Origin of the sequence: Natronococcus sp. A-GB1 (assembly GCF_029688845.1) — an archaeon.
Classification (GTDB): Archaea; Halobacteriota; Halobacteria; order Halobacteriales; family Natrialbaceae; genus Natronococcus.
On record NZ_JARUKW010000001.1, the window covers coordinates 219,012 to 236,444 of the forward strand.

Here is a 17,433-nt window from a genome sequence, read left to right on the forward strand (position 1 = left end):
CCTACTGGAGTTATGCGCGATCGGCTCCGAGCCGGCGCCGCGATCTACAACGACGGCTACTACCACGCGGCACACGACGCCTGGGAAGAGCGCTGGCTCGAACTCGAGGACGGAACCGACGACGAGTTGCTGCTTCACGGGCTGATCCAGTATACCGCCGCCGTCTACCACGCCCGCAACCGCAACTGGGAGGGAGCGGTCGGACTCGCCGAGAGCGCCCTCGAGTACCTGTCCGGACTGCCGGCCGACTACCGGGACGTTCGCCTCGAGCCGATTCGACGCGCCCTGGAGATGCTCGCCGACGATCCGTCCATCCTCGAGCGTCGGTCGCCGCCGCCGATCGAACACGAGGGGAGCGCGCCGAAACTCGCTGCGTTGGATCTCGACGCGACGGCGGTCGCGGCAGTCGTCCTCGCCGAAGAACTCGGCTTCGATCCGGAACCGGTCGACCGGGCCCGGACGTACGCACGACGGGACCTGGAAGCGGGCGACGACGACAGCCGATTTATTTCGCTGCTGTTCGACTTCGTGCGCGAGGACGACCACCGCGGACTCGTCTACCGACGGTTGTCTCAACACGCCGAGCGACGGCAAGCTCGAGAAGCGGACGTCGACGGACTGTTTGAGTAGCTACGCCGACGGATCGTCGTCGTGGTGTGCGGAGTTGTCCCGCGGCTCGTAGCCGAGGACCTCGCGGGCGCGGTCGATCGAATAGTACTTGCGGTCGTTGTCGGAGATGCCGTAGACGATCTCGTAGTCGTACTCGGCCCGGATACAGCGGTCGAACAGGTGCGCACAGTCGCGGTAGGAGAGCCACATCGCCTGGCCGCGCTCGTAGTCGATCGGCGGGTGACCCTGCGTGAGGTTTCCGATCCGAACGCAGACGACCGAGAGCCCGTGCTCGTCGTGGTAGTATCGGCCGAGGGATTCGCCGGCGGCCTTCGAGACGCCGTAGAGGTTACCCGGCCGCGGCAGCTCGGTGCCGTCGAGCAGGTAGTCGTCGTGGGGTTGGTACATCTCGGGCGTGCGGTCCTCGGTTTCGTACGCCCCGACGGCGTGGTTCGACGAGGCGAACGCGACCTTCTCGACGCCCGCGTTCGCCGCGGCCTCGAGTACGGTCTGGGTGCCGTCGATGTTGTTCGTCAGTACGCTGTCCCACGGCGCCTCCGGGCGTGGGTCGCCCGCGAGATGGATCACGACGTCGATCCCCTCCATCGCCTCTCGGACCGTCTTCTCGTCGGTGACGTCTCCGACGACGAACTCACCGGGATGGTCGTCCGTCGGCGGATCGCGATCCATCAGCCGCCACTCGTGCTCGTCGGCGAGGTCTCCTAGGACGGCCTGTCCGACTCGCCCCGCAGCCCCCGTCAGCAGGACCGACTGTGCCATTCGTTCGGTGTGAGGGAAAGCGTCGATAAGTAACGTGCGGTTCACTCCGCACCGACGGATCGATCGCAACCCCCTTCTCGCCCGCGCTCGACCCGTCCCGTATGGCAGACTCGACGCCGACGGACGCGGAGGCCGCGTGTTTCGAGGCCGGCATCAAGTTCGGTTCGCTGTACCACCAGTTCGCGGGAACGCCGCTGTCGCTCGAGAGCGCAGCCAGCCTCGAGACGGCTATCGAGGAGTCGATCGAGAACCAACCGCACTGCGCGGAGGTGACCGTCGAGATCCAGCGCGAGGACCTCGAGGCCGAGCTCGCCGAATCGTCTGCCGACTACACGGAGCTGACGGGACGATTCCTCGAGGTCGAGATCGTCGTCGACTACGAGGGTCGCGAGGTCGTCACCCGGATGGCGATGGAAGACGGCTATCCGCTGATGAAACTCGAGTCGGTTCGCGACACCACCTGATCCCGCCACGTTCGGAGGACCTTCCTTTCGAAATTCGGCCGCCGTTTCGTCGGTACCGGCCTACCAGCCCCCGTTTTCACTTTCACTTTCGGGCTACCTTTTAAACGCGACGCCGGTGAAGTGGACGACATGAGTCAAGCGACGCTCGGTGACGACGAGGAACTGTTCGGCGAAGCGGCCAGCGAGATGCGCGAGGACGTCGAGTCCTCGCTCGAGCAGGCCTGGAGCGAGCTGCCGGCGGCCGACGACGTCTGGGAGACCGACGCCGACAACGCGCTCGGCGTGCTCAACGGACTCAAGTCCGCACTCGACGCCGGCGACGCCGAGGCCCACCTCCGGGATGCGAAGAAGTGGTACACGATGGGCCAGCGCGCCGACGCCTTCGAGGACGCCGACGATCTCGAGGCCGAGATCGAGGAACTCGAGGAGACGATCGCCGACGTCTCTGCGGCCGGCGAACAGGTCGGTGATCTCGCCTCGACGATCCCGGCGCTTCGCGGCGCGCTCCAGGAGGCCGAAACCGAGTCCGAAGCGGAGGCGGACGAGGCGAGCGACGAGACGGACGACGAGGACGGTGAGGACGATGCCGACGAGACGGCTGCAGACGACGACGAAAGCGAGGAGTAATCGATATCGCAGGTCGCTGTCCTATCGCCGCTCCGGGCGCGAGACGTCCCGCTCGGCGACGGCCTCGAGGAGTCGATCAAGGGCGTCGGCAGCTAGCTCGAGCAGTTCTTCGCCCCGCCGTTCGTCGCCGTCGGTCGGATCACCGACGACGCCGTTGTCCGTAAACTCCGCCGAGTCGTACGCCAGATTCGCGTAGCTGGTCCACTCCCCCCAGCCATCGGCGCCACCGTCGCGAGCATCCTCGAGTCGGTCCTCGTGAACGAGATCCGGGTTGACGTGACGAACCAGTGCCGTCTCGAGGGGACCGCCGTGACCCATGTCGCTCGAGTGGTCGCCGACGGCCCCGAACCAGGTGAACGGAACGGCGTAGGCCTCGCCGCTTCGCGTCAGCCGACCGCCGACCTCCCGAAGCGCGTCGATGTTTCCGCCGTGTCCGTTGACGAGGACGACGCGATCGAAGCCGTGATGTGCGAGACTCTCGACTGACTCCCGGACGTAGCTTCGAAAGGTATCCTCGGAGACCCACATCGTTCCCGGAAACTGCCGGTGTTCCTCGGCGATCCCGACGGGGATCGCAGGCGCCCGGACCACTTCGCGATCGCTTCGCTCGAGCGCCGCGTCGGCGACCGCTTCGGCGGTCAGTACGTCGGTTCCGAGCGGGGCGTGCGGGCCGTGCTGTTCGGTGCTGCCGACGGGAACGACCGCGAGATCGGTCTCGAGCTCCCGTACCTCCGTCCACGTCGCCTCCGAGAGATGCATACCGAACCGAACCGAGCGTGCGGCCATGAAACTCCCGGTGACGGAAGCGCGGAGCCGGTCTCGAACGCGGTGACGCCCGGCAAACTGCCGTGGCGTACGCAGGGTCAACTTGTTTGCAGCGCGTGGCGTACTGTTCGAGTATGACCGATGAAAGCCGCGAACTCGGAGTCGACCTGAGCGACGTCGAAGAGGATCTCGAGGACCTCGACTACCCGATCGAACAGGACGAACTTCTCGAGGAGTACGGCGAGGAGGAGATCGACATGGGCGAGGAATCCGCGACGCTCGAGGAGCTGCTCGAGCCGCTCAACGAGGACGAGTACGGCTCCTACGACGAGGTCGAGCAGGCGATCATGAACATGGTCGGCGACGACGCGATCGGCCGGAAGAACTACAGCGACCGAACGCCTCCGGCGGCGGGCGAACAGCGCCAGGAGGAAGGTGGCCCCGATCAGGACGGGCAGAGCGAGCAGGAGTCGTTCTAGTCGTCGTCCGCGTCGACGTCGACCTCGGTACGGGCCTGCCGACGCTGGGCCCGTTCGATAAATTCTTGCGGTAGTTCGTCTATCTCGCCGGCCTGTACGCCCCAGAGGTGTGCGTACAGACCGTCGCTCGCGAGCAGCTCCTCGTGCGTGCCGCGCTCGACGATCTGGCCGTCCTCCAGGACGACGATCTGGTCGGCGTCCTTGATCGTCGAGAGGCGGTGGGCGATGGCGAACGTGGTCCGTTCTTCCGTCAGCTCGTCGAGCGAGCGCTGGATGAGCATCTCGGTCTCGGTGTCGACGTCGCTGGTCGCCTCGTCGAGGATCAGGATCTCCGGATCCTTCAGGATCGATCGAGCGATGGCGACCCGCTGGCGCTGGCCACCCGAGAGCTTGACGCCTCGTTCGCCGACCATCGTGTCATAGCCGTCGGGAAGGTTCTGAATGAACTCGTGGGCCTCGGCGGCCTTCGCGGCCGCGACGATCTCCTCGCGGTCGGCCTCGAACGTGCCGTAGGTGATGTTCTCCTCGACGCTCCCGTAGAACAGGAACGAGTCCTGGCCGACGTACCCCATCGATCGGCGCAGACTCGCCAGAGAGACGGCCCTGACGTCCTGATCGTCGACCCGGATCGCGCCGTCGTCGACGTCGTACAGCCGGAGCAGCAGTTTGAGCACGGTCGACTTTCCGGCCCCCGTCGGTCCGACCAGCGCGACGGTCTCGCCGCCCTCGACGTCGATGCTGATCTCGTCGATGATGCGCTCGCTGTCGTCGTAGCCGAAGACGACGTCGTCGTACTCGACGCTGCCCTCCCGCACCTCGAGTTCGTCGGCGTCCTCGTCGCGCTCGATGCGGCCCTCCTCGTCCATCAGCCCGAAGATGCGCTCGCTCGAGGCTTCGGCGCGCTGGTACATGTTGATCACCTGGCCGAACTGCGCCATCGGCCAGACCAGCTGCTGGGTGTAGAGGATGAAGGCGACGAAGGTTCCAGTCTGGAGCGTTCCCGTAAGCGGCCCGGGCCCAGTTCCGGTAAAGACCCAGTAGCCGCCGATGAGGAAGGTAAGGACGAAGCCGATCCCCGAGATCAGCTGCAGGCTGGGGAAGAACTTGATCCGCAGGTCGATCGCCTCCCAGTTCGTGTCGTAGTACTTCTCCGAGACGTCCTCGACGCGGTCGGACTCGAACTCCTCGGTGTTCGAGGACTTGATGACCCCGATTCCGCCGAGGTTGTTCTCCAAGCGGGAGTTGACCTTGCCGACCGACGATCGCACAGCGGCGTACTTCGGCTGGATCTTCTTGACGAACACGTAAGTGAAGATCGCGATCAACGGAACCGGGGTCAGCGAGACCAGCGCCAGCTGCGGGTTAAGCCAGAACAGCAGGAACGTGATTCCGACGACCATCACGATCAGCCGGGTCGCCGAGTTCATCCCCTCGTTGAGAAACCGTTCGAGCTGGTTGACGTCGTTGCTCAGTACCGACATCATCTCGCCGGTCTGCTTGTTCGCGAAGAACTCCATATCTAGGCGCTGCATCTTGTCGTAGGTTGCGGTCCGGACATCGTGTTGGACGTGCTGGGAGAAGGCGTTGAATCCCCAGTTTCGCAGCCAGTGAAACAGCGCCCCTAGCGCGAACGAGCCCGCGATGACCACGACGACGAACCAGAACTGCTCCTCGGGGGACGTGGGGAGCCACGCGTCCGGGAGCACCGACAGCGGAACCTGCTCGGAGAAGACGGCGTCGTTAAAGATCGCGTCGATCGCGACCGCCAGCATCAGGGCAGGCAGCAGATCCAGCGCCCGGGCGAAGACGCTCGAGATGAGGCCGATCGTCACCGAGAACCAGTAGGGACGACCGAAATCGAAGATCAACCGGCGCATCGGGCTCTCGACCTGCTCCCGTTGCTCCTCGAAGGGGTCGTCTTTCTCCCAGTCGACGCTACTCATTGCTTCGTCTCCGTGACCGTCGCCAATAAGCGTTCCCTACGAATCGAAATACGTCGCTCAGTCGTCGGACCCGATCTCGACCTCGTCGCCGGGTTCGATCCCGTTCTCGTCGGCGTACCCGATCGGGACCTCGAGGACCCACTGTGCATCGCCGGTGTACTCCTGATCCGCGCCGTCCTCGTCGGGGCCGGGTTCGGGGGCGCTGTGGATCGTCGTGATCTCGCGATCGGCACCGATGAAGACGATGTCGATGCCGAAGTCCATGTCCCGCATCACGTACGTGCGCTCGCCCTCGCTGTCGTGGACGAACAGCATCCCCTCGCCGTCCTCGAGCGCGTCGTGATCGCTCAGGCCGGTGTAGCGCTCGCCCGGCGTATCCGCGATCTCGGCGTCGATCGTCGCCTTCGGCTCGCCGTCGTCGTCGAGCACCCGGACTTCGGTCCGGTCGTCGCTCCAGGGCGCCCCGACCACGCCGAGCTGGACGAGCAACAGCGCGACGACGCCCACTGCTGCAACGACGAGCAGCCCCTTCCAGACTCGCTCGAGAGCCATACTGGGGATCCGACTCGAGAAAGTAAAGGTTATTCGGACGGGGCCACTGATTTCGGATACGGGCTCGTGGTCTAGCTGGTTATGACGCGGCCTTTACAAGGCCGAGGTCGGTGGTTCGAACCCGCCCGAGCCCACTACGATTCTGCGACGAACAAACGTGAGGAGTGAATCGTAGCGCGAGGCGGGTTCTAATCAGGGAGCAGCGTTGCTGCGACCGTGGTTCGAACCCGCCCGAGCCCATTTCTCTGGCGAACAATCCGTGAGCCAGAGAAATGTATACGAGGGCGGTTCGAATGAGACGAGACGCGCGCAGCGAAGCGAGCACGTCTTGGCGTAGTTCGAACCTGCTCGAGCCCATGCCTGGTGCTCGAGGACCATTTCCGATGTGCCGTTTCCACAGTGGGTGGTCGCACATACTGGATTTGCCCGTCCCGAGCCGGCGACTCGAACAACTGTCGGCCGCCGAGAGAGTGTCGAAACCAACTCTCCCATCGTCGAAACTCGAGCGGGAACGCCGGATCCGAAACGAGGAAAACAGTCAGGCTGCGGGATCGGAACGCGGTCTCCGTCGCCCCTAGCCGAGGGTTGGCCGGAGTAGCGCGAGCATAGGATCGAGAAGTCAGTGCTTGAGTCGGGCGACGTTCTCCCGGATCTGATTCAGGATTCCCTCGCCGGAGTCGGCGTCGAGGGCCGCGTAGAGCGTCGAATCTTCCGGCTCGTCCTTGACGACGACCCGGAGGTACGGCTCGAGCTGTTCGAAGTTGTCCGAGAGGACGACGGTGTGGTTATCCTCGTCGTGATCGACGACACCCGAGTCGGCCAGCTTCGGCACGTGACACTGTACCGAGGAGACGTACACGCTCTTGTACTCGTTTTTGGCGACCTCGTCCGGGGGAACGTCGTGCTCCCAGCCGGCGACCTGCTCGGCGACTCTCGAGAGCTCGATCGGTCCCTCCCGACCACGGAGCGCGTACAGGAGGTATCGTCGCCGACGGTTTGCCAGCAACTCGAGAATCGTGTCTGCTGACAGTTCTTGAGCGTCCCGATCCGAGCCAAGCGCTTCCATAACACACTGTTACCCGCCGGAGCGGAAAAGGGTGTCTTGAATATCCGAAAAACCAATACTCAGTGGTAAACGGATGGTATACTCGGTATTATTCTCTCCATTACTGTTTGTTCTTTTCTCTCGGATAGAATCGGGTAGACGAGATCGACGACCGACCTCGCTCAAGTCGATTCGAAATCCTTTTTTATATCATGGGCGGAGATAGGGGTAAGCCGCCTTAGCTCAGACTGGGAGAGCACTCGACTGAAGATCGAGCTGTCCCCGGTTCAAATCCGGGAGGCGGCATGTTTCAAAACCGCGAGCGTAGCGAGCGGGTGCGGAAACTGGCGCCGAACGGATTTGAACTAGACTGAGGTTCTGCGAGCAACGCGAGCAGGTTCTCAGGCGTAGTTCACAATCCGGGAGGCGGCGTCCCGATTTCACGCGATTCTCGCTCGAGCAGGTGTTACGTTTGAAACTTGAGGAGAAAGCCCACGACTTCAGCCGTGGGAGAACGTCAGTACAGCTGTCGGCTTGAGCGAAAGTCGAGCCACCCGCCACCACTGGACCGATCGAGACTGCCCGTTGCTACCAAACCATGGGGCTGTGGCCTCGTGAGTCCGTTCATGGCCAAGATACTTACTCCGGCCACGGATAGGATCGGGCCCCTTGATATCCGACGATACCACGTTTTCTGAGCGGTTCGAAACGATATCCAATGTGGATGCCGACGGCGAACAGCTCGTTTCGGTTTCGGTCCCGCCGACGGAACCGGTCGACGAAATGCGCCAGCGAGTCGAAGAGGACCACGCCGAGGCGGAGTACCTGAACGACCGCGAAGAGGTCCGAAAGCCCCTCAAACAGGCACTTGAAGAGACACGGCGAATTCTCCACGAGTACGACGAGACGCCCGAGAACGGCCTCGCAGTCTACGTCGGTACTGTCGGTGACGACCTCGTCGAGGTCGTCTTCGACGACCCGCCGGCTCCGATCGGTGACCGAACCTACGGCTATGCTAACGAGTTCGATACGACGCCGCTCGAGCCCAGTGCGAGCGGCACGGCGACTCACGGACTGTTGATCGTCGCACGCGAGAGCGCGACGCTCGGTCGCTACGACGGGGAGACGATCGAACAGGTCGAGTCGATCGAAAGCGACGTCCCGAGCAAGCAGGACGCCACGGGCCGCGACGAGGATCGGTTCCAGGGCCGGAGCGAAGAGCGCCGAACGGAGTTCTTCGACTCGGTCGGCGACGCGGTCGAGCGGGTGTTCCTCGACTCCCCTCCCGAAGGGGAAGAGCCTGCCAGTCACGATCTCGAAGGGCTATTGCTCGGCGGGAGCGAGGTCACCGCCGAACCGTTCCACGACGGCGATCACCTGCCCGAGACCCTCGCTGACGAGGTTCTCGGCCCGTTCAACGTAGAGTACGCCGCCGAGACGGGACTTCGTCAGCTCGTGGACGCGGCCGAGGCGGCGGGTAAACTCGAGGCGACCGACGCACGCGAGGCGCTCAACCGATTCTTCGACGCGCTCGACGACGAGGACGAGCCCGCGGCGGGCGGGGTCGAAGACGTCGAGGAAGCCCTCGAGTACGGCGCCGTCGAAACGCTGTTGCTCGCGGAGTCACTCTCTGCGGAGGAGGCCCAGACCCTCGAGGCTCGGGCCGAAGAAGAGGGAGCGAGCACGATCATCGTCCCGACGGGACTCGATCGCGCCGAACAGCTTCAGGAAGCCTTCAACGGCGTGGCTGCACTCCTTCGATTCCCGGTCGAGTGACGTCCCGTCAGCTGGCTCGAGTGTCCTCGACTGACGACCGAGCGGTCCCCGACCTGTGACCGGAGGGAGACAATCGCTTTCTTTGTTTCACAGACCAGAGAGACTCTTTGCCGCGAGCAGGGTCCGATCGGTTCGTTTCCACTCAGTGCACGCGGCTACCGCCGACGAACTCCTCGGCGGTTCGCTCGCCGGACGCGAACTCGATCGCTCGCGCATCGACCGTTTCCGTGTCGAGGTCGGTCTGGGTGACTAGCAGCCGCTCCAGTGCTGCCTGCCACTGCTTGTAGTACGTCCGTTCGGTCGCGTCGGCGTCCCCCCAGTCGACGCCGTCGGCATCGGTGGGCGTCGCCTCGACCTCGTCGATCAATCGCTCCTGAAACGCCGACCAGTCGAACCCCGAATCGTTCTCGTACAGGGCGACCGTCACCCCGAATGCGCGTGCCTGCCACGGAGCGGCGAACGTCGGCTCCGTCTCGAGGCCGAGCAGCTCCGCGAACGGCGCGTCGCCCTCGTCGCTGCCGCCGTCGGTCACCCGCTCGGTGGACGCCGACGAGGACGCGTCGAGTCGCTCGACGCCGATCATCGCGTCGCGAGTGACGAGGTCGATGAGGTCGGCCTCGTCGTACCCCGCAGTCCCGTCTGGACGTTGTGGGAGCACCATGTACCGGATCTCCGAACTCGAGTCCCAGACGTCGACGGTGACGTCCTCGTCGAGTTCGAGCCCGAACTCGGTGAGGACGGATCGCGGCTCCCGGACCATCCGTGATCGGTACGACGGCGTCTTGTACCACGTCGGCGGCAGGCCGAGCAGCGACCACGGATAGCAGGAACAGAGCGTACAGACGACCGAGTTGTGTACGTTGTCGGTGTTCTCCTTTACCTCGATGTGTTGCATCCCGACGTCGAAATCAAACGAGTCGAGTGCGGCCTCCGCGTCGGCGAGCAAGCGACGCTTGAACTCGGCGTCGGTCCAGGCCCGGGTGACGACGCGTGCGCCGTTCTGTGGACCGACGTCCCGCTCGTACGCGGAGATGGCCTCGTCGATCGCGTCCGTCGAGACGATCCCCTTCTCGACGAGCAACGACTGGATGGCCCGGACACGAGGACGCGGGTCCGTGGCCGTCTCGTCGTCGTGGCCGTGATCGTGACCGTCACTCATCCATGCCACCCCCGACGGGTCGCAGGTACGGTTCCCAGAGGTCGACGTTGACCGTGTCGTCGGGGCTCTCGGCGTCGGGGCCCCACAGCTCGGTCGCCTCGAACGCGACGGTGTACAGCGGTTCGGCGCGGTCCTTTCCCTCGACCCTCGCGTCGGGGAAGACGTGTCGGTCGTGGACCTCCCGTACCACGCCGGACGTACGCCGAACGTACCGCGGACAGCGCGTGTGCCCCTCCGGGTGAGCGTTCCGGACCCGGACGCGGTCTCCCTCGGCGAACGATGGCTCCCCTCCCGACCGGTCGAACGACGCCGGCTGCGCGAACGCGTCGCGGATGCGGGCGGCGAGTTCGGGGTCCTCGCCTTCGGGGACGAGGTCGCCCGGCTTCTCGAGGTCGCGGGCACGCTCATAAGCAGCTTCGATCTCCGCCTCGGTGAGGACCTCCGCTTCGACGAGATTGCGCTCGAGACTGGTCAGCCACCGCTCGAAGTACGAGGCCGATAGATACTCGGCCGGAGGCATTCGCTCGATTCCGTATCGACTCTCGTCGATGTTATACACACCTTGTGGGCGTACCGTCCGAACCAACCCGAAGACGATCCGTTCCCACTCCGCATGAAACTGGACGTCGTCCTCGACGGGGACGCGGCCGAAGCCGTGCATCCCACCCATGTCGTGGATACCGTTCACGATAATCGTGTTGGCAATACTCATGCAAGTAGCTTTGCCCCGCTGACTCTCCGTTCGAGGATCGTTCGACGCAAACGAGTCGGTTCACACCAACCGGCGGTTCCCGCGTCCGCGCGATCGACGTGCAAACGCGCATCAATCGCCCACGTCGATGATTCGAGAACGGTCCCGTGTAGACTCTGATTCGAGCTCCGACCGTGGCGTAGCTGGCTACTCCTCGACGAACACCGTCTTCAGACGAGTCCCGCAGTTCGGACAGCAGAGCGTCTGCCACCGCATCGGATCGAGACCGCCCATCGTCTCCGTTCGGATCGCGTCCTCACGGTCGATCGCGGTGGTACAGCTCGAACACTCGAGGCTGTCGTCGGAACCGGGCATCGACATCGACTATGCGCCACTCTCACGTAGGTGTTGCTTCCGTTGGACCAACTCGTTCGCGCTCGAGCACCGACACGGCTGCAAGCCCAACACTGGTCGCCGCTGCGGACGTCGGCGGACTCGTGTCCAACGATCAGTCACCCGAAGCCGGCGAACCGGCCATCGACGACGACGTACTCGCACGGGTCGCGGACCGTTCGGACGCCGACGAGACCGCGATCGCCGACGGGCTCGTCGTTCTCCACTCGACGCTGATCGGCCGCCACGCCGAGCTCGAGCGAGAGCACGACTATGCTACCGTCGACGGAACGCGAGCGTACCGCGTTCCGGCGGCCGTCTGGGACGAACTGCTCGCGGAGTTCGAGTTCGACGACGAGGTCGCGACGGCACTCGAGTCCGCTCACACCGAACAGGCACAGCTCGTCTTCGCCGACGCCGTCGACGTCGACGAGCGCTTTGCGGACGACGACTGCGGCGTCGTCGTCGGTATCGACACCGCCGAGGAGTTCTGACCCGAAGCGTCGATCCGTATCCGACAAAATCTGACGGAACCCGGCGTAGCCCGCGCTCGCTGCCTCCGAGCTCCGGACCGCGACGATGCGGGCGAGCATCCCGGAGCTCTGGTACCGTCCGCCCTGAACAGAAACATATACGCTTATTTCCGGATGAACGAGATCAATTCGCATGCCACGCGACTACGACCGATCGGAGATTCCGTCGGTGTACAATCTCGAGAGTATCGAACCCTACCGCGACGAGCCCGGCTTCCAGCAGGTGGTCTTTCGCGGCATCGACCAGCTGATCGGCTTCTCGCAGATCGGCCCGGAAAAGCCCGACGGCAAGCCACACACCCATCCCTACGAGCAGATGAACATGCTCGTCGAGGGCCGGCTCGACTTCCTCGTCGACGGCGAGCGGGTCGAACTCGAGCCCTACGACACGCTGGCGATCCCGCCCGAGATTCCCCACACGTCGCGGGCGCTCGAGGGAGAGACGGCGACGCTGCTCGCTTTCTGGCCGCTGCGGGAGGACCGACTCGACGGCACGGAGTATCAGCGGGAGTTTCCCGAACTCTGAGCGCCGTTCGATTTCGGCTCGTAACCGATGCCCCCGACCGGCAGGCGCGCCCTCAATAATTAACCGCTCGGTTCCGATACTGAAATCCGTGACCCAGAACGAAAGCGATACGTTCGAGATCGGCTCGAGGACTGTCCATCGACTCGGATTCGGCGCGATGCGCCTCTGCGGCGAGGAGATCATCGGCCCGCCCGAGGACGAAGACGGCGCCCGCGAACTGGTTCGGACCGCCGTCGAGCAGGGGATCGACTTCATCGACACCGCAGACTCCTACGGCCCGGGCGTCAGCGAACGGCTCATCGGTGAAGCGCTCGACGATTCCGACGACGTCCTCGTCGCCTCGAAGGCGGGCCTGCTGCGCAACCGCGAGGGCGAGTGGCTCCGCCACGGCGAGCCCGACTACATCCGCAACCAGGTCCTCTGTTCGCTCGATCGGCTCCGGGCCGACACGATCGATCTCTATCAGTTCCATAGTCCCGATCCCGACACACCGTTCGAGGATTCCGTCCAGGCGTTTGCCGAGTTGAAAGACGAGGGGCTCGTCGAACAGGTTGGGGTGAGCAACGTCTCCGTCGACCAACTCGAGACGGCCCGCGAGCACGTCGACGTCGCGACGGTCCAGAACCGGTTCAACGTCGGCGATCGTTCGGAGGCCGACGTGCTCGAGGCCTGCGAGGAGTACGGGATCGGCTTCATCCCGTGGGCACCGATCAACGGCGACGACCTCGCAACCCACGGCGAGACGCTCGACGAGATCGCCGAGAACCACGACGCGACCCGTCGTCAGGTCGCGCTGGCGTGGCTGCTCGAGCGATCCGAGGTGATCCTCCCGATTCCGGGCACCTCCGATCCCGACCACCTCGAGTCCAACCTCCGGGCATCGCAGCTCTCGCTGTCCGGCGACGAGGTCGCCCGAGTTACGGACCTCGAGTAACCGCCCCTCGGTATCTTTTTGCTCTCCGATGATAGACGACACGCGCATGGGCTATGATACCGCGTCGAAGACGGACGTCGAGTCGGTCGTTCCCGAGGAGTACGGCGGTATGTGGTTCTTCAAGGACGCCCTCGAAACCGACGAACTTGGCTTGACGGTGCTCGAACTCGAGCCGGGTGGGAAGGGCAAAGAACACGACGAGACACACACCGGACAGGAAGAGGTGTACTACGTCGTCGAGGGCAGCATCAACGTCGAGGTAGACGGCGAAACGATGTCCCTCGAGGGTGGTGACGCGATCCGCCTCGGCTCCGAGGAAACGCGCCAGATCCACAACAGCGGGGACGAGCGAGCGACGCTCGTGCTGGCCGGCGCGCCACTGTAACGTCGTGAGACGGCCGCCTGGCAGATCCCTGAACGAGTTCCGTTTTGCTGGTGATTGCGGTGGCGCGTGCTGAACTGCAGTGAGCCGACGACGAACTGCGGTTCGAACCCGCGCGAGGGAGGAGTGAGTAAGCGGTCGAAGACCGCGAACGAACGAGTCGGCTGGGGAGGGCGTGGCGATCCCGTGTGTTCGGCTCGAGGGAGAGAGCGAACGATATTCTTCCGGAATCCCGAGACCAATAGCGGTTTTCCGCTGTTCTCGAAGGAGACACCAGCTTCGATCGAAGCTCCGAGGACTTGCCTAGTCCTTGCCCGCTTTGTCATCACAAGATTCGGGTGCGAGAATCGAAATCCGCCGAGACGTGCTCGCTCGCTGCGCGCGACTCGTCTAGTTCGATTCTCTCCTGGGAATTTTCGCTCCTCACGTCCGTTCGTCGCGAAAAAGTCCGGGTGCGAGAATCGAACCCGCGTCTCAGCCTCCACAAGGCTGAAGGATAACCACTACCCCAACCCGGACACGCTTACACCTATTCCTACACGCGGTTGGCCTGAAATACGTTACGACTCGAGGACGGGAACGTGCGACTCCGTGTCGTGCGTTTTCGACCACCACGCTTCGGATTGCGGTTCGGCTTCGTCCTGTTCGGTTTCGTCTTCTTAGTTCTCCCCGCGCACGCTCGCGGGCCACTTCGTTCCCTGTCTGCTCGCGGGCGCCAAGCGCCCGCTCGCACGGTCCGCGGGACCGTTGGTCCCGCGCCACTCGCCGTTCGCGGTTCCCACTCACTCCGTTCACTCACGGGTCACGTTCGTTCCCCGTTCGTGTTCCGCGGTTCTCACTCACTCCGTTCACTCACGGGTCACGTTCGTTCCCCGTTCGTGTTCTGCGGTTCCCACTCACTCCGTTTGTTCCGAACCGCGCTCGCTCCGAACCGCGCTCGCTCCGAACCGCGCTCGCTCCGAACCGCGCTCGCTCCGAACCGCGCTCGCTCCGAACCGCGCAACCGAGACGCTTTTCGGCCGACCGCCCCTACCTCGAGCAACGCCGTGGCTATCACCGACAAGATCTACGTCAAGAACCACCGCCAACTCGCCTCTCAGCTCGAGACGAACATCCCGAAGGGGGCGTTCAAGGGCGCGACGCTGGACATCCTCTTTCAGGGTGAGGGCCTCGAGAAACTCGACGAGGCCACCCAAGAGCGAGTCCTCGACTTCTCGAGTGACTTCCTCGACTGCGGTTGCGACAACAACCCCTACTGTGGCTGTCCCGAGCGGAAGTTCGTCCGCTACCTGCTCGAGCTTCGTGCCCAGGGGCTCGGTCCCGACGCCATCGTTGACGTGATGACCGACGACTACATGGTCTATGCGTACTCCGGCGACGTCCTCTCGTTTCTGGACAGCGGCATCCGAACCCTCGAGGCCGCGGAAGGACTCGCGGAGGTCGAGGGAACGCAGGAGACCCAGGAGAAGATCCGGCGATCGAAGCGGGATCTCGCGAGGTAGTCAGACGGTCTGCTGTACCACTGTACCGATGTAACCGCAGGGCAGTCGCGGTTGCACCGGCATGAGTTACAGTAGGCCGTATCAGCGCAGCTGCGAGGGTTCGTCGGCGTCGTCCAGATCGTCCAGCAGGAGCACCTCGTCCTCGCCTTCGAGGCGGTCCTGCAGCTCGGTGACGTAGGACTTGTACTCATCTAGCTGTTCGCGGAGGTGATCGGCCTCGAGCTCGAGGCGTTCGTGTTCGCGGATGAAGCTTTTGGGCACCTCGACGGTCGGGGGAAAGGCGAGCTCCTCGTCTCCCTCGGCGCGGTCCTCGAGGTCGGCCTCGGGAACGACGGCGACCTGGCCGTCGTGGTCGACGAGCTGGTCGACGTAGTCCCGGAAGACGGCGGACAACGAGATGTCGCGCTCCTCGGCGATCTCCTGGAGCGACTCGAAGGCGTCCTCGCTCACGCGAAACGAGATCGTTTTGTTCTTGTTGCCCATCGCTCCATACTTGTCGGCCGCGATACTTAACGATTCGTCAGACGAGCGATCGGTTTGCCAGTACTGGGCACACCGCTGACGCAGGGGCGAACGACCGCGAGGGCTATCAGCACCGCCCTCGAACCCTCGAGCGATGCTCACCGACACGCCCGGGCTCCACCACGTGACCGGAATCGTCGGCGACGGACAGGCGTCGATCGACTTCTACGCCGGGGTGCTCGGACTCGAGCTCTCGGCGGTGACGGTGAACTTCGAGGACATCCTCCAGCACCACCTCTACTTCGGCGACGAGCGGGGCTCGCCCGGAACGGTGTTCACCTGCTTCCCCGACTCCCACGCCGATTCGGGACGGATCGGGACGCCCCAGGTTGCCTCGGTCGCGTTCGCCGTTTCCGAGGGCAGCCTCGAGTACTGGCAGGGGCGACTCGAGAGCTACGACGTCGCGGTCGAGGGGCCGTCGAAACGATTCGGTGAGCGGGCGCTCGAGTTTCGGGATCCGTCGGGAACGCGGCTCGAGCTGGTCGCGGGCTCCGACGGCGACGGCCGAAAAGCGATAGCGTCGACCGGCGAGCGCTCGCGACTCGAGGCGACGATCCCCGACGTTGCTGCGATCCGGGAACTCCACGGCGTCTCGCTGCTGTCGGTCAACCCGTACGCGACGGCGGGCACGCTCGAGACGCTCGGCTTCGACGCCGTCGGCGAGGAGGGCGACCGCGTGCGCTACCGTGCGTCGGGGTCGCGAGCGACCGTCGTCGACGTGCTCGCTCGAGACGCTCCGTTCGGCCGCGAGGGTCCGGGGACGATCCACCACGTCGCGGTCCGGGTTCCCGACGAGGAACAGCTCCACGAGTGGCGCGAGCTCTTCGCCGACCGGAACCACGACGTCTCCCGGGTGAAGGACAGACACCTCTTTCACTCGCTGTACGTCCGCGAACCGGGCGGACTCCTGTTCGAGCTGGCGACGGAGACCGACGGCGTCGCCGTCGAGGACTCCCCCTCGGAGCCGTCGCTGTACCTGCCCGACTGGTTCGAGCCGGACCGCGACCTGATCGAGAGCCAGCTGCCGGCGCTGACGGGGCCCGAACCGGAACCGATCGGGACCGACTCGAGCGACCGATGACGGAACCGAACCCCCACGGACCGGGTCCGCACGCGGATCAACCGCTGGTTACCGCGGGAGCACCGGCCGCGGCGGCCGACGTCGCCGTCGTCGCCTGCCACGGCCGCGGCGCGACGGCACAGGGGATGGTGAACCTGCTCGAGCCGGTCTACCGCCACGGCGTCGCCTTCCTCGCGCCGCAGGCTCGCCACAACAGCTGGTATCCGCGGCCCGCGACCGCGCCGCGAGCGGCCAACGAGCCGGCGCTCTCCTCGAGCGTCGAGTCGGTCGGTGCCGCCCTCGAGTCGGCCCGCGAGATCGGAATCCCCGACGAGCGGTCGGTGCTCGTCGGATTCTCCCAGGGAGCCTCGGTCGTCGCGGAGTTCGTCCGCCGTCGGCCGGGGCGGTACGGCGGCGTGTTCCTCCTCTCGGGCGGGATGCCGGGTGGCCCGGAGGACGAGCTGGCGGTGGCGGGGCAACTCGAGGGAATGTCCGCGTTCGTCGGCTACGGCGCGGACGACTCCCGGATCGACCTCGACCGCGTCGTCGAAACGGGGCGTGCGCTCGAGGACGCTGGCGCCGAGGTCACCGAGCGACGCTACTCCGGGGTGGGACACGAGGTCACCGACGACGAGTTCGAGGCGGTCGGCGCGCTGCTCGAGTCGCTGTCGTCGTAAAAACCGGAGACGGC

The 17,433-nt window shown here is 64.8% G+C and carries 21 protein-coding genes and 3 tRNA genes; 14 read left to right on the forward strand and 10 right to left on the reverse strand.

The features are described from left to right. The first annotated feature begins 12 nt into the window (after window positions 1-12). A complete protein-coding gene (locus QA600_RS01090) occupies window positions 13-630 on the forward strand; it encodes a DUF309 domain-containing protein (protein WP_278290125.1) in 618 nt (205 codons plus the stop codon). Here QA600_RS01090 and azf read toward each other — a convergent pair whose 3' ends face one another. Further along, on the reverse strand, window positions 631-1,389 hold the full coding sequence (gene azf, locus QA600_RS01095; protein WP_278290126.1) for an NAD-dependent glucose-6-phosphate dehydrogenase Azf: 759 nt from the start codon (window positions 1,387-1,389) through the stop codon (window positions 631-633). It abuts the gene before it with no gap. A gap of 101 nt (window positions 1,390-1,490) precedes the next feature. On the opposite strand from azf, the gene QA600_RS01100 reads away from it, so the two are divergent. Then, window positions 1,491-1,853, forward strand: a complete 363-nt coding sequence (locus QA600_RS01100) for a dihydroneopterin aldolase family protein (RefSeq protein ID WP_278290127.1) — start codon at window positions 1,491-1,493, stop codon at window positions 1,851-1,853. 129 nt (window positions 1,854-1,982) lie between these two features. After that, window positions 1,983-2,480, forward strand: a complete 498-nt coding sequence (locus QA600_RS01105) for a DUF5790 family protein (protein WP_278290128.1) — start codon at window positions 1,983-1,985, stop codon at window positions 2,478-2,480. A gap of 21 nt (window positions 2,481-2,501) precedes the next feature. Here QA600_RS01105 and QA600_RS01110 read toward each other — a convergent pair whose 3' ends face one another. Beyond that, window positions 2,502-3,239, reverse strand: coding sequence for a creatininase family protein (locus tag QA600_RS01110; protein ID WP_278290129.1), 738 nt, complete (start codon window positions 3,237-3,239; stop codon window positions 2,502-2,504). A gap of 140 nt (window positions 3,240-3,379) precedes the next feature. Here QA600_RS01110 and QA600_RS01115 point away from each other — a divergent pair, with 140 nt between their 5' ends. Then, on the forward strand, window positions 3,380-3,724 hold the full coding sequence (locus QA600_RS01115; protein WP_278290130.1) for a hypothetical protein: 345 nt from the start codon (window positions 3,380-3,382) through the stop codon (window positions 3,722-3,724). Here QA600_RS01115 and QA600_RS01120 read toward each other — a convergent pair. Together QA600_RS01120 and QA600_RS01125 are read right to left on the reverse strand one after the other, a co-directional pair. Beyond that, window positions 3,721-5,667 carry an ABC transporter ATP-binding protein gene (locus tag QA600_RS01120; protein WP_278290131.1) on the reverse strand — a complete coding sequence of 649 codons (1,947 nt, stop codon included), beginning with the start codon at window positions 5,665-5,667 and terminating at the stop codon, window positions 3,721-3,723. The genes QA600_RS01115 and QA600_RS01120 overlap by 4 nt on opposite strands. 57 nt (window positions 5,668-5,724) lie before the next feature. After that, window positions 5,725-6,219: a DUF192 domain-containing protein gene (locus QA600_RS01125; protein WP_278290132.1), complete on the reverse strand. Its 495-nt coding sequence runs from the start codon at window positions 6,217-6,219 to the stop codon at window positions 5,725-5,727. Window positions 6,220-6,279: 60 nt separating this feature from the next. On the opposite strand from QA600_RS01125, the gene QA600_RS01130 reads away from it, so the two are divergent. Beyond that, a tRNA-Val gene (locus QA600_RS01130) sits at window positions 6,280-6,353 on the forward strand. A gap of 485 nt (window positions 6,354-6,838) precedes the next feature. Here the strand turns inward: QA600_RS01130 and QA600_RS01135 are convergent. Next, window positions 6,839-7,285 carry a hypothetical protein gene (locus QA600_RS01135; RefSeq protein WP_005554411.1) on the reverse strand — a complete coding sequence of 149 codons (447 nt, stop codon included), beginning with the start codon at window positions 7,283-7,285 and terminating at the stop codon, window positions 6,839-6,841. A gap of 211 nt (window positions 7,286-7,496) precedes the next feature. Between QA600_RS01135 and QA600_RS01140 the strand changes: the two genes are divergently transcribed. Further along, window positions 7,497-7,570, forward strand: a tRNA-Phe gene (locus tag QA600_RS01140). Window positions 7,571-7,984: 414 nt separating this feature from the next. Continuing rightward, complete coding sequence (locus tag QA600_RS01145; protein ID WP_278290133.1) at window positions 7,985-9,040, forward strand: Vms1/Ankzf1 family peptidyl-tRNA hydrolase; 1,056 nt, start codon at window positions 7,985-7,987, stop codon at window positions 9,038-9,040. A gap of 142 nt (window positions 9,041-9,182) precedes the next feature. On the opposite strand, the gene nthA is transcribed toward QA600_RS01145, so the two are convergent. The 3 genes from nthA to QA600_RS01160 form a co-directional block, all read right to left on the reverse strand. Beyond that, window positions 9,183-10,199 (reverse strand): nitrile hydratase subunit alpha, encoded by a 1,017-nt coding sequence (gene nthA / locus QA600_RS01150; protein WP_278290134.1) that lies wholly within the window; start codon window positions 10,197-10,199, stop codon window positions 9,183-9,185. Then, window positions 10,192-10,887 (reverse strand): nitrile hydratase subunit beta, encoded by a 696-nt coding sequence (gene nthB, locus QA600_RS01155; RefSeq protein ID WP_278290135.1) that lies wholly within the window; start codon window positions 10,885-10,887, stop codon window positions 10,192-10,194. Before nthB ends, nthA begins: the two co-directional genes overlap by 8 nt. Window positions 10,888-11,097: 210 nt before the next feature. Then, window positions 11,098-11,265: a hypothetical protein gene (locus QA600_RS01160; RefSeq protein WP_278290136.1), complete on the reverse strand. Its 168-nt coding sequence runs from the start codon at window positions 11,263-11,265 to the stop codon at window positions 11,098-11,100. A gap of 122 nt (window positions 11,266-11,387) precedes the next feature. Between QA600_RS01160 and QA600_RS01165 the strand changes: the two genes are divergently transcribed. From QA600_RS01165 to QA600_RS01180, 4 genes are all read left to right on the forward strand, one after another. Further along, on the forward strand, window positions 11,388-11,777 hold the full coding sequence (locus tag QA600_RS01165; protein ID WP_278290137.1) for a hypothetical protein: 390 nt from the start codon (window positions 11,388-11,390) through the stop codon (window positions 11,775-11,777). A gap of 172 nt (window positions 11,778-11,949) precedes the next feature. After that, entirely contained in the window at window positions 11,950-12,342 is a 393-nt protein-coding gene (locus QA600_RS01170; RefSeq protein WP_278290138.1) for a cupin domain-containing protein, read from the forward strand. 88 nt (window positions 12,343-12,430) lie between these two features. Further along, window positions 12,431-13,276 (forward strand): aldo/keto reductase, encoded by an 846-nt coding sequence (locus QA600_RS01175; RefSeq protein ID WP_278290139.1) that lies wholly within the window; start codon window positions 12,431-12,433, stop codon window positions 13,274-13,276. A gap of 46 nt (window positions 13,277-13,322) precedes the next feature. Next, entirely contained in the window at window positions 13,323-13,661 is a 339-nt protein-coding gene (locus QA600_RS01180; protein WP_278290140.1) for a cupin domain-containing protein, read from the forward strand. Between the two features lie 443 nt (window positions 13,662-14,104). Here QA600_RS01180 and QA600_RS01185 read toward each other — a convergent pair. Continuing rightward, a tRNA-His gene (locus tag QA600_RS01185) sits at window positions 14,105-14,176 on the reverse strand. Window positions 14,177-14,704: 528 nt separating this feature from the next. On the opposite strand from QA600_RS01185, the gene QA600_RS01190 reads away from it, so the two are divergent. Then, window positions 14,705-15,160 (forward strand): DUF5814 domain-containing protein, encoded by a 456-nt coding sequence (locus QA600_RS01190; RefSeq protein ID WP_005554401.1) that lies wholly within the window; start codon window positions 14,705-14,707, stop codon window positions 15,158-15,160. Between the two features lie 81 nt (window positions 15,161-15,241). On the opposite strand, the gene QA600_RS01195 is transcribed toward QA600_RS01190, so the two are convergent. Continuing rightward, the gene (locus tag QA600_RS01195) at window positions 15,242-15,643 is read right to left on the reverse strand and encodes a ribbon-helix-helix protein, CopG family (RefSeq protein ID WP_278290141.1); all 402 of its coding nucleotides are present in this window, start codon (window positions 15,641-15,643) and stop codon (window positions 15,242-15,244) included. 133 nt (window positions 15,644-15,776) lie between these two features. Between QA600_RS01195 and QA600_RS01200 the strand changes: the two genes are divergently transcribed. Both QA600_RS01200 and QA600_RS01205 read left to right on the forward strand, forming a co-directional pair. After that, window positions 15,777-16,763, forward strand: a complete 987-nt coding sequence (locus tag QA600_RS01200) for a VOC family protein (RefSeq protein ID WP_278290142.1) — start codon at window positions 15,777-15,779, stop codon at window positions 16,761-16,763. Continuing rightward, window positions 16,760-17,419 (forward strand): phospholipase, encoded by a 660-nt coding sequence (locus QA600_RS01205; RefSeq protein WP_278290143.1) that lies wholly within the window; start codon window positions 16,760-16,762, stop codon window positions 17,417-17,419. The genes QA600_RS01200 and QA600_RS01205 overlap by 4 nt, the downstream gene beginning before the upstream one ends. Window positions 17,420-17,433: the final 14 nt, after the last annotated feature.

Excerpts from the sequence above, each read along its gene's own strand:
- QA600_RS01090 (WP_278290125.1), top strand. The coding sequence starts at position 13 with ATGCGCGATCGGCTCCGAGCCGGCGCCGCGATCTACAACGACGGCTAC.
- QA600_RS01160 (WP_278290136.1), bottom strand. The coding sequence starts at position 11,265 with ATGCCCGGTTCCGACGACAGCCTCGAGTGTTCGAGCTGTACCACCGCG.
- QA600_RS01120 (WP_278290131.1), bottom strand. The coding sequence starts at position 5,667 with ATGAGTAGCGTCGACTGGGAGAAAGACGACCCCTTCGAGGAGCAACGG.
- nthA (WP_278290134.1), bottom strand. The coding sequence starts at position 10,199 with ATGAGTGACGGTCACGATCACGGCCACGACGACGAGACGGCCACGGAC.
- QA600_RS01195 (WP_278290141.1), bottom strand. The coding sequence starts at position 15,643 with ATGGGCAACAAGAACAAAACGATCTCGTTTCGCGTGAGCGAGGACGCC.
- QA600_RS01170 (WP_278290138.1), top strand. The coding sequence starts at position 11,950 with ATGCCACGCGACTACGACCGATCGGAGATTCCGTCGGTGTACAATCTC.
- QA600_RS01135 (WP_005554411.1), bottom strand. The coding sequence starts at position 7,285 with ATGGAAGCGCTTGGCTCGGATCGGGACGCTCAAGAACTGTCAGCAGAC.
- QA600_RS01200 (WP_278290142.1), top strand. The coding sequence starts at position 15,777 with ATGCTCACCGACACGCCCGGGCTCCACCACGTGACCGGAATCGTCGGC.
- QA600_RS01180 (WP_278290140.1), top strand. The coding sequence starts at position 13,323 with ATGGGCTATGATACCGCGTCGAAGACGGACGTCGAGTCGGTCGTTCCC.
- azf (WP_278290126.1), bottom strand. The coding sequence starts at position 1,389 with ATGGCACAGTCGGTCCTGCTGACGGGGGCTGCGGGGCGAGTCGGACAG.
- QA600_RS01110 (WP_278290129.1), bottom strand. The coding sequence starts at position 3,239 with ATGCATCTCTCGGAGGCGACGTGGACGGAGGTACGGGAGCTCGAGACC.
- QA600_RS01125 (WP_278290132.1), bottom strand. The coding sequence starts at position 6,219 with ATGGCTCTCGAGCGAGTCTGGAAGGGGCTGCTCGTCGTTGCAGCAGTG.
- QA600_RS01205 (WP_278290143.1), top strand. The coding sequence starts at position 16,760 with ATGACGGAACCGAACCCCCACGGACCGGGTCCGCACGCGGATCAACCG.
- QA600_RS01115 (WP_278290130.1), top strand. The coding sequence starts at position 3,380 with ATGACCGATGAAAGCCGCGAACTCGGAGTCGACCTGAGCGACGTCGAA.
- QA600_RS01105 (WP_278290128.1), top strand. The coding sequence starts at position 1,983 with ATGAGTCAAGCGACGCTCGGTGACGACGAGGAACTGTTCGGCGAAGCG.
- QA600_RS01100 (WP_278290127.1), top strand. The coding sequence starts at position 1,491 with ATGGCAGACTCGACGCCGACGGACGCGGAGGCCGCGTGTTTCGAGGCC.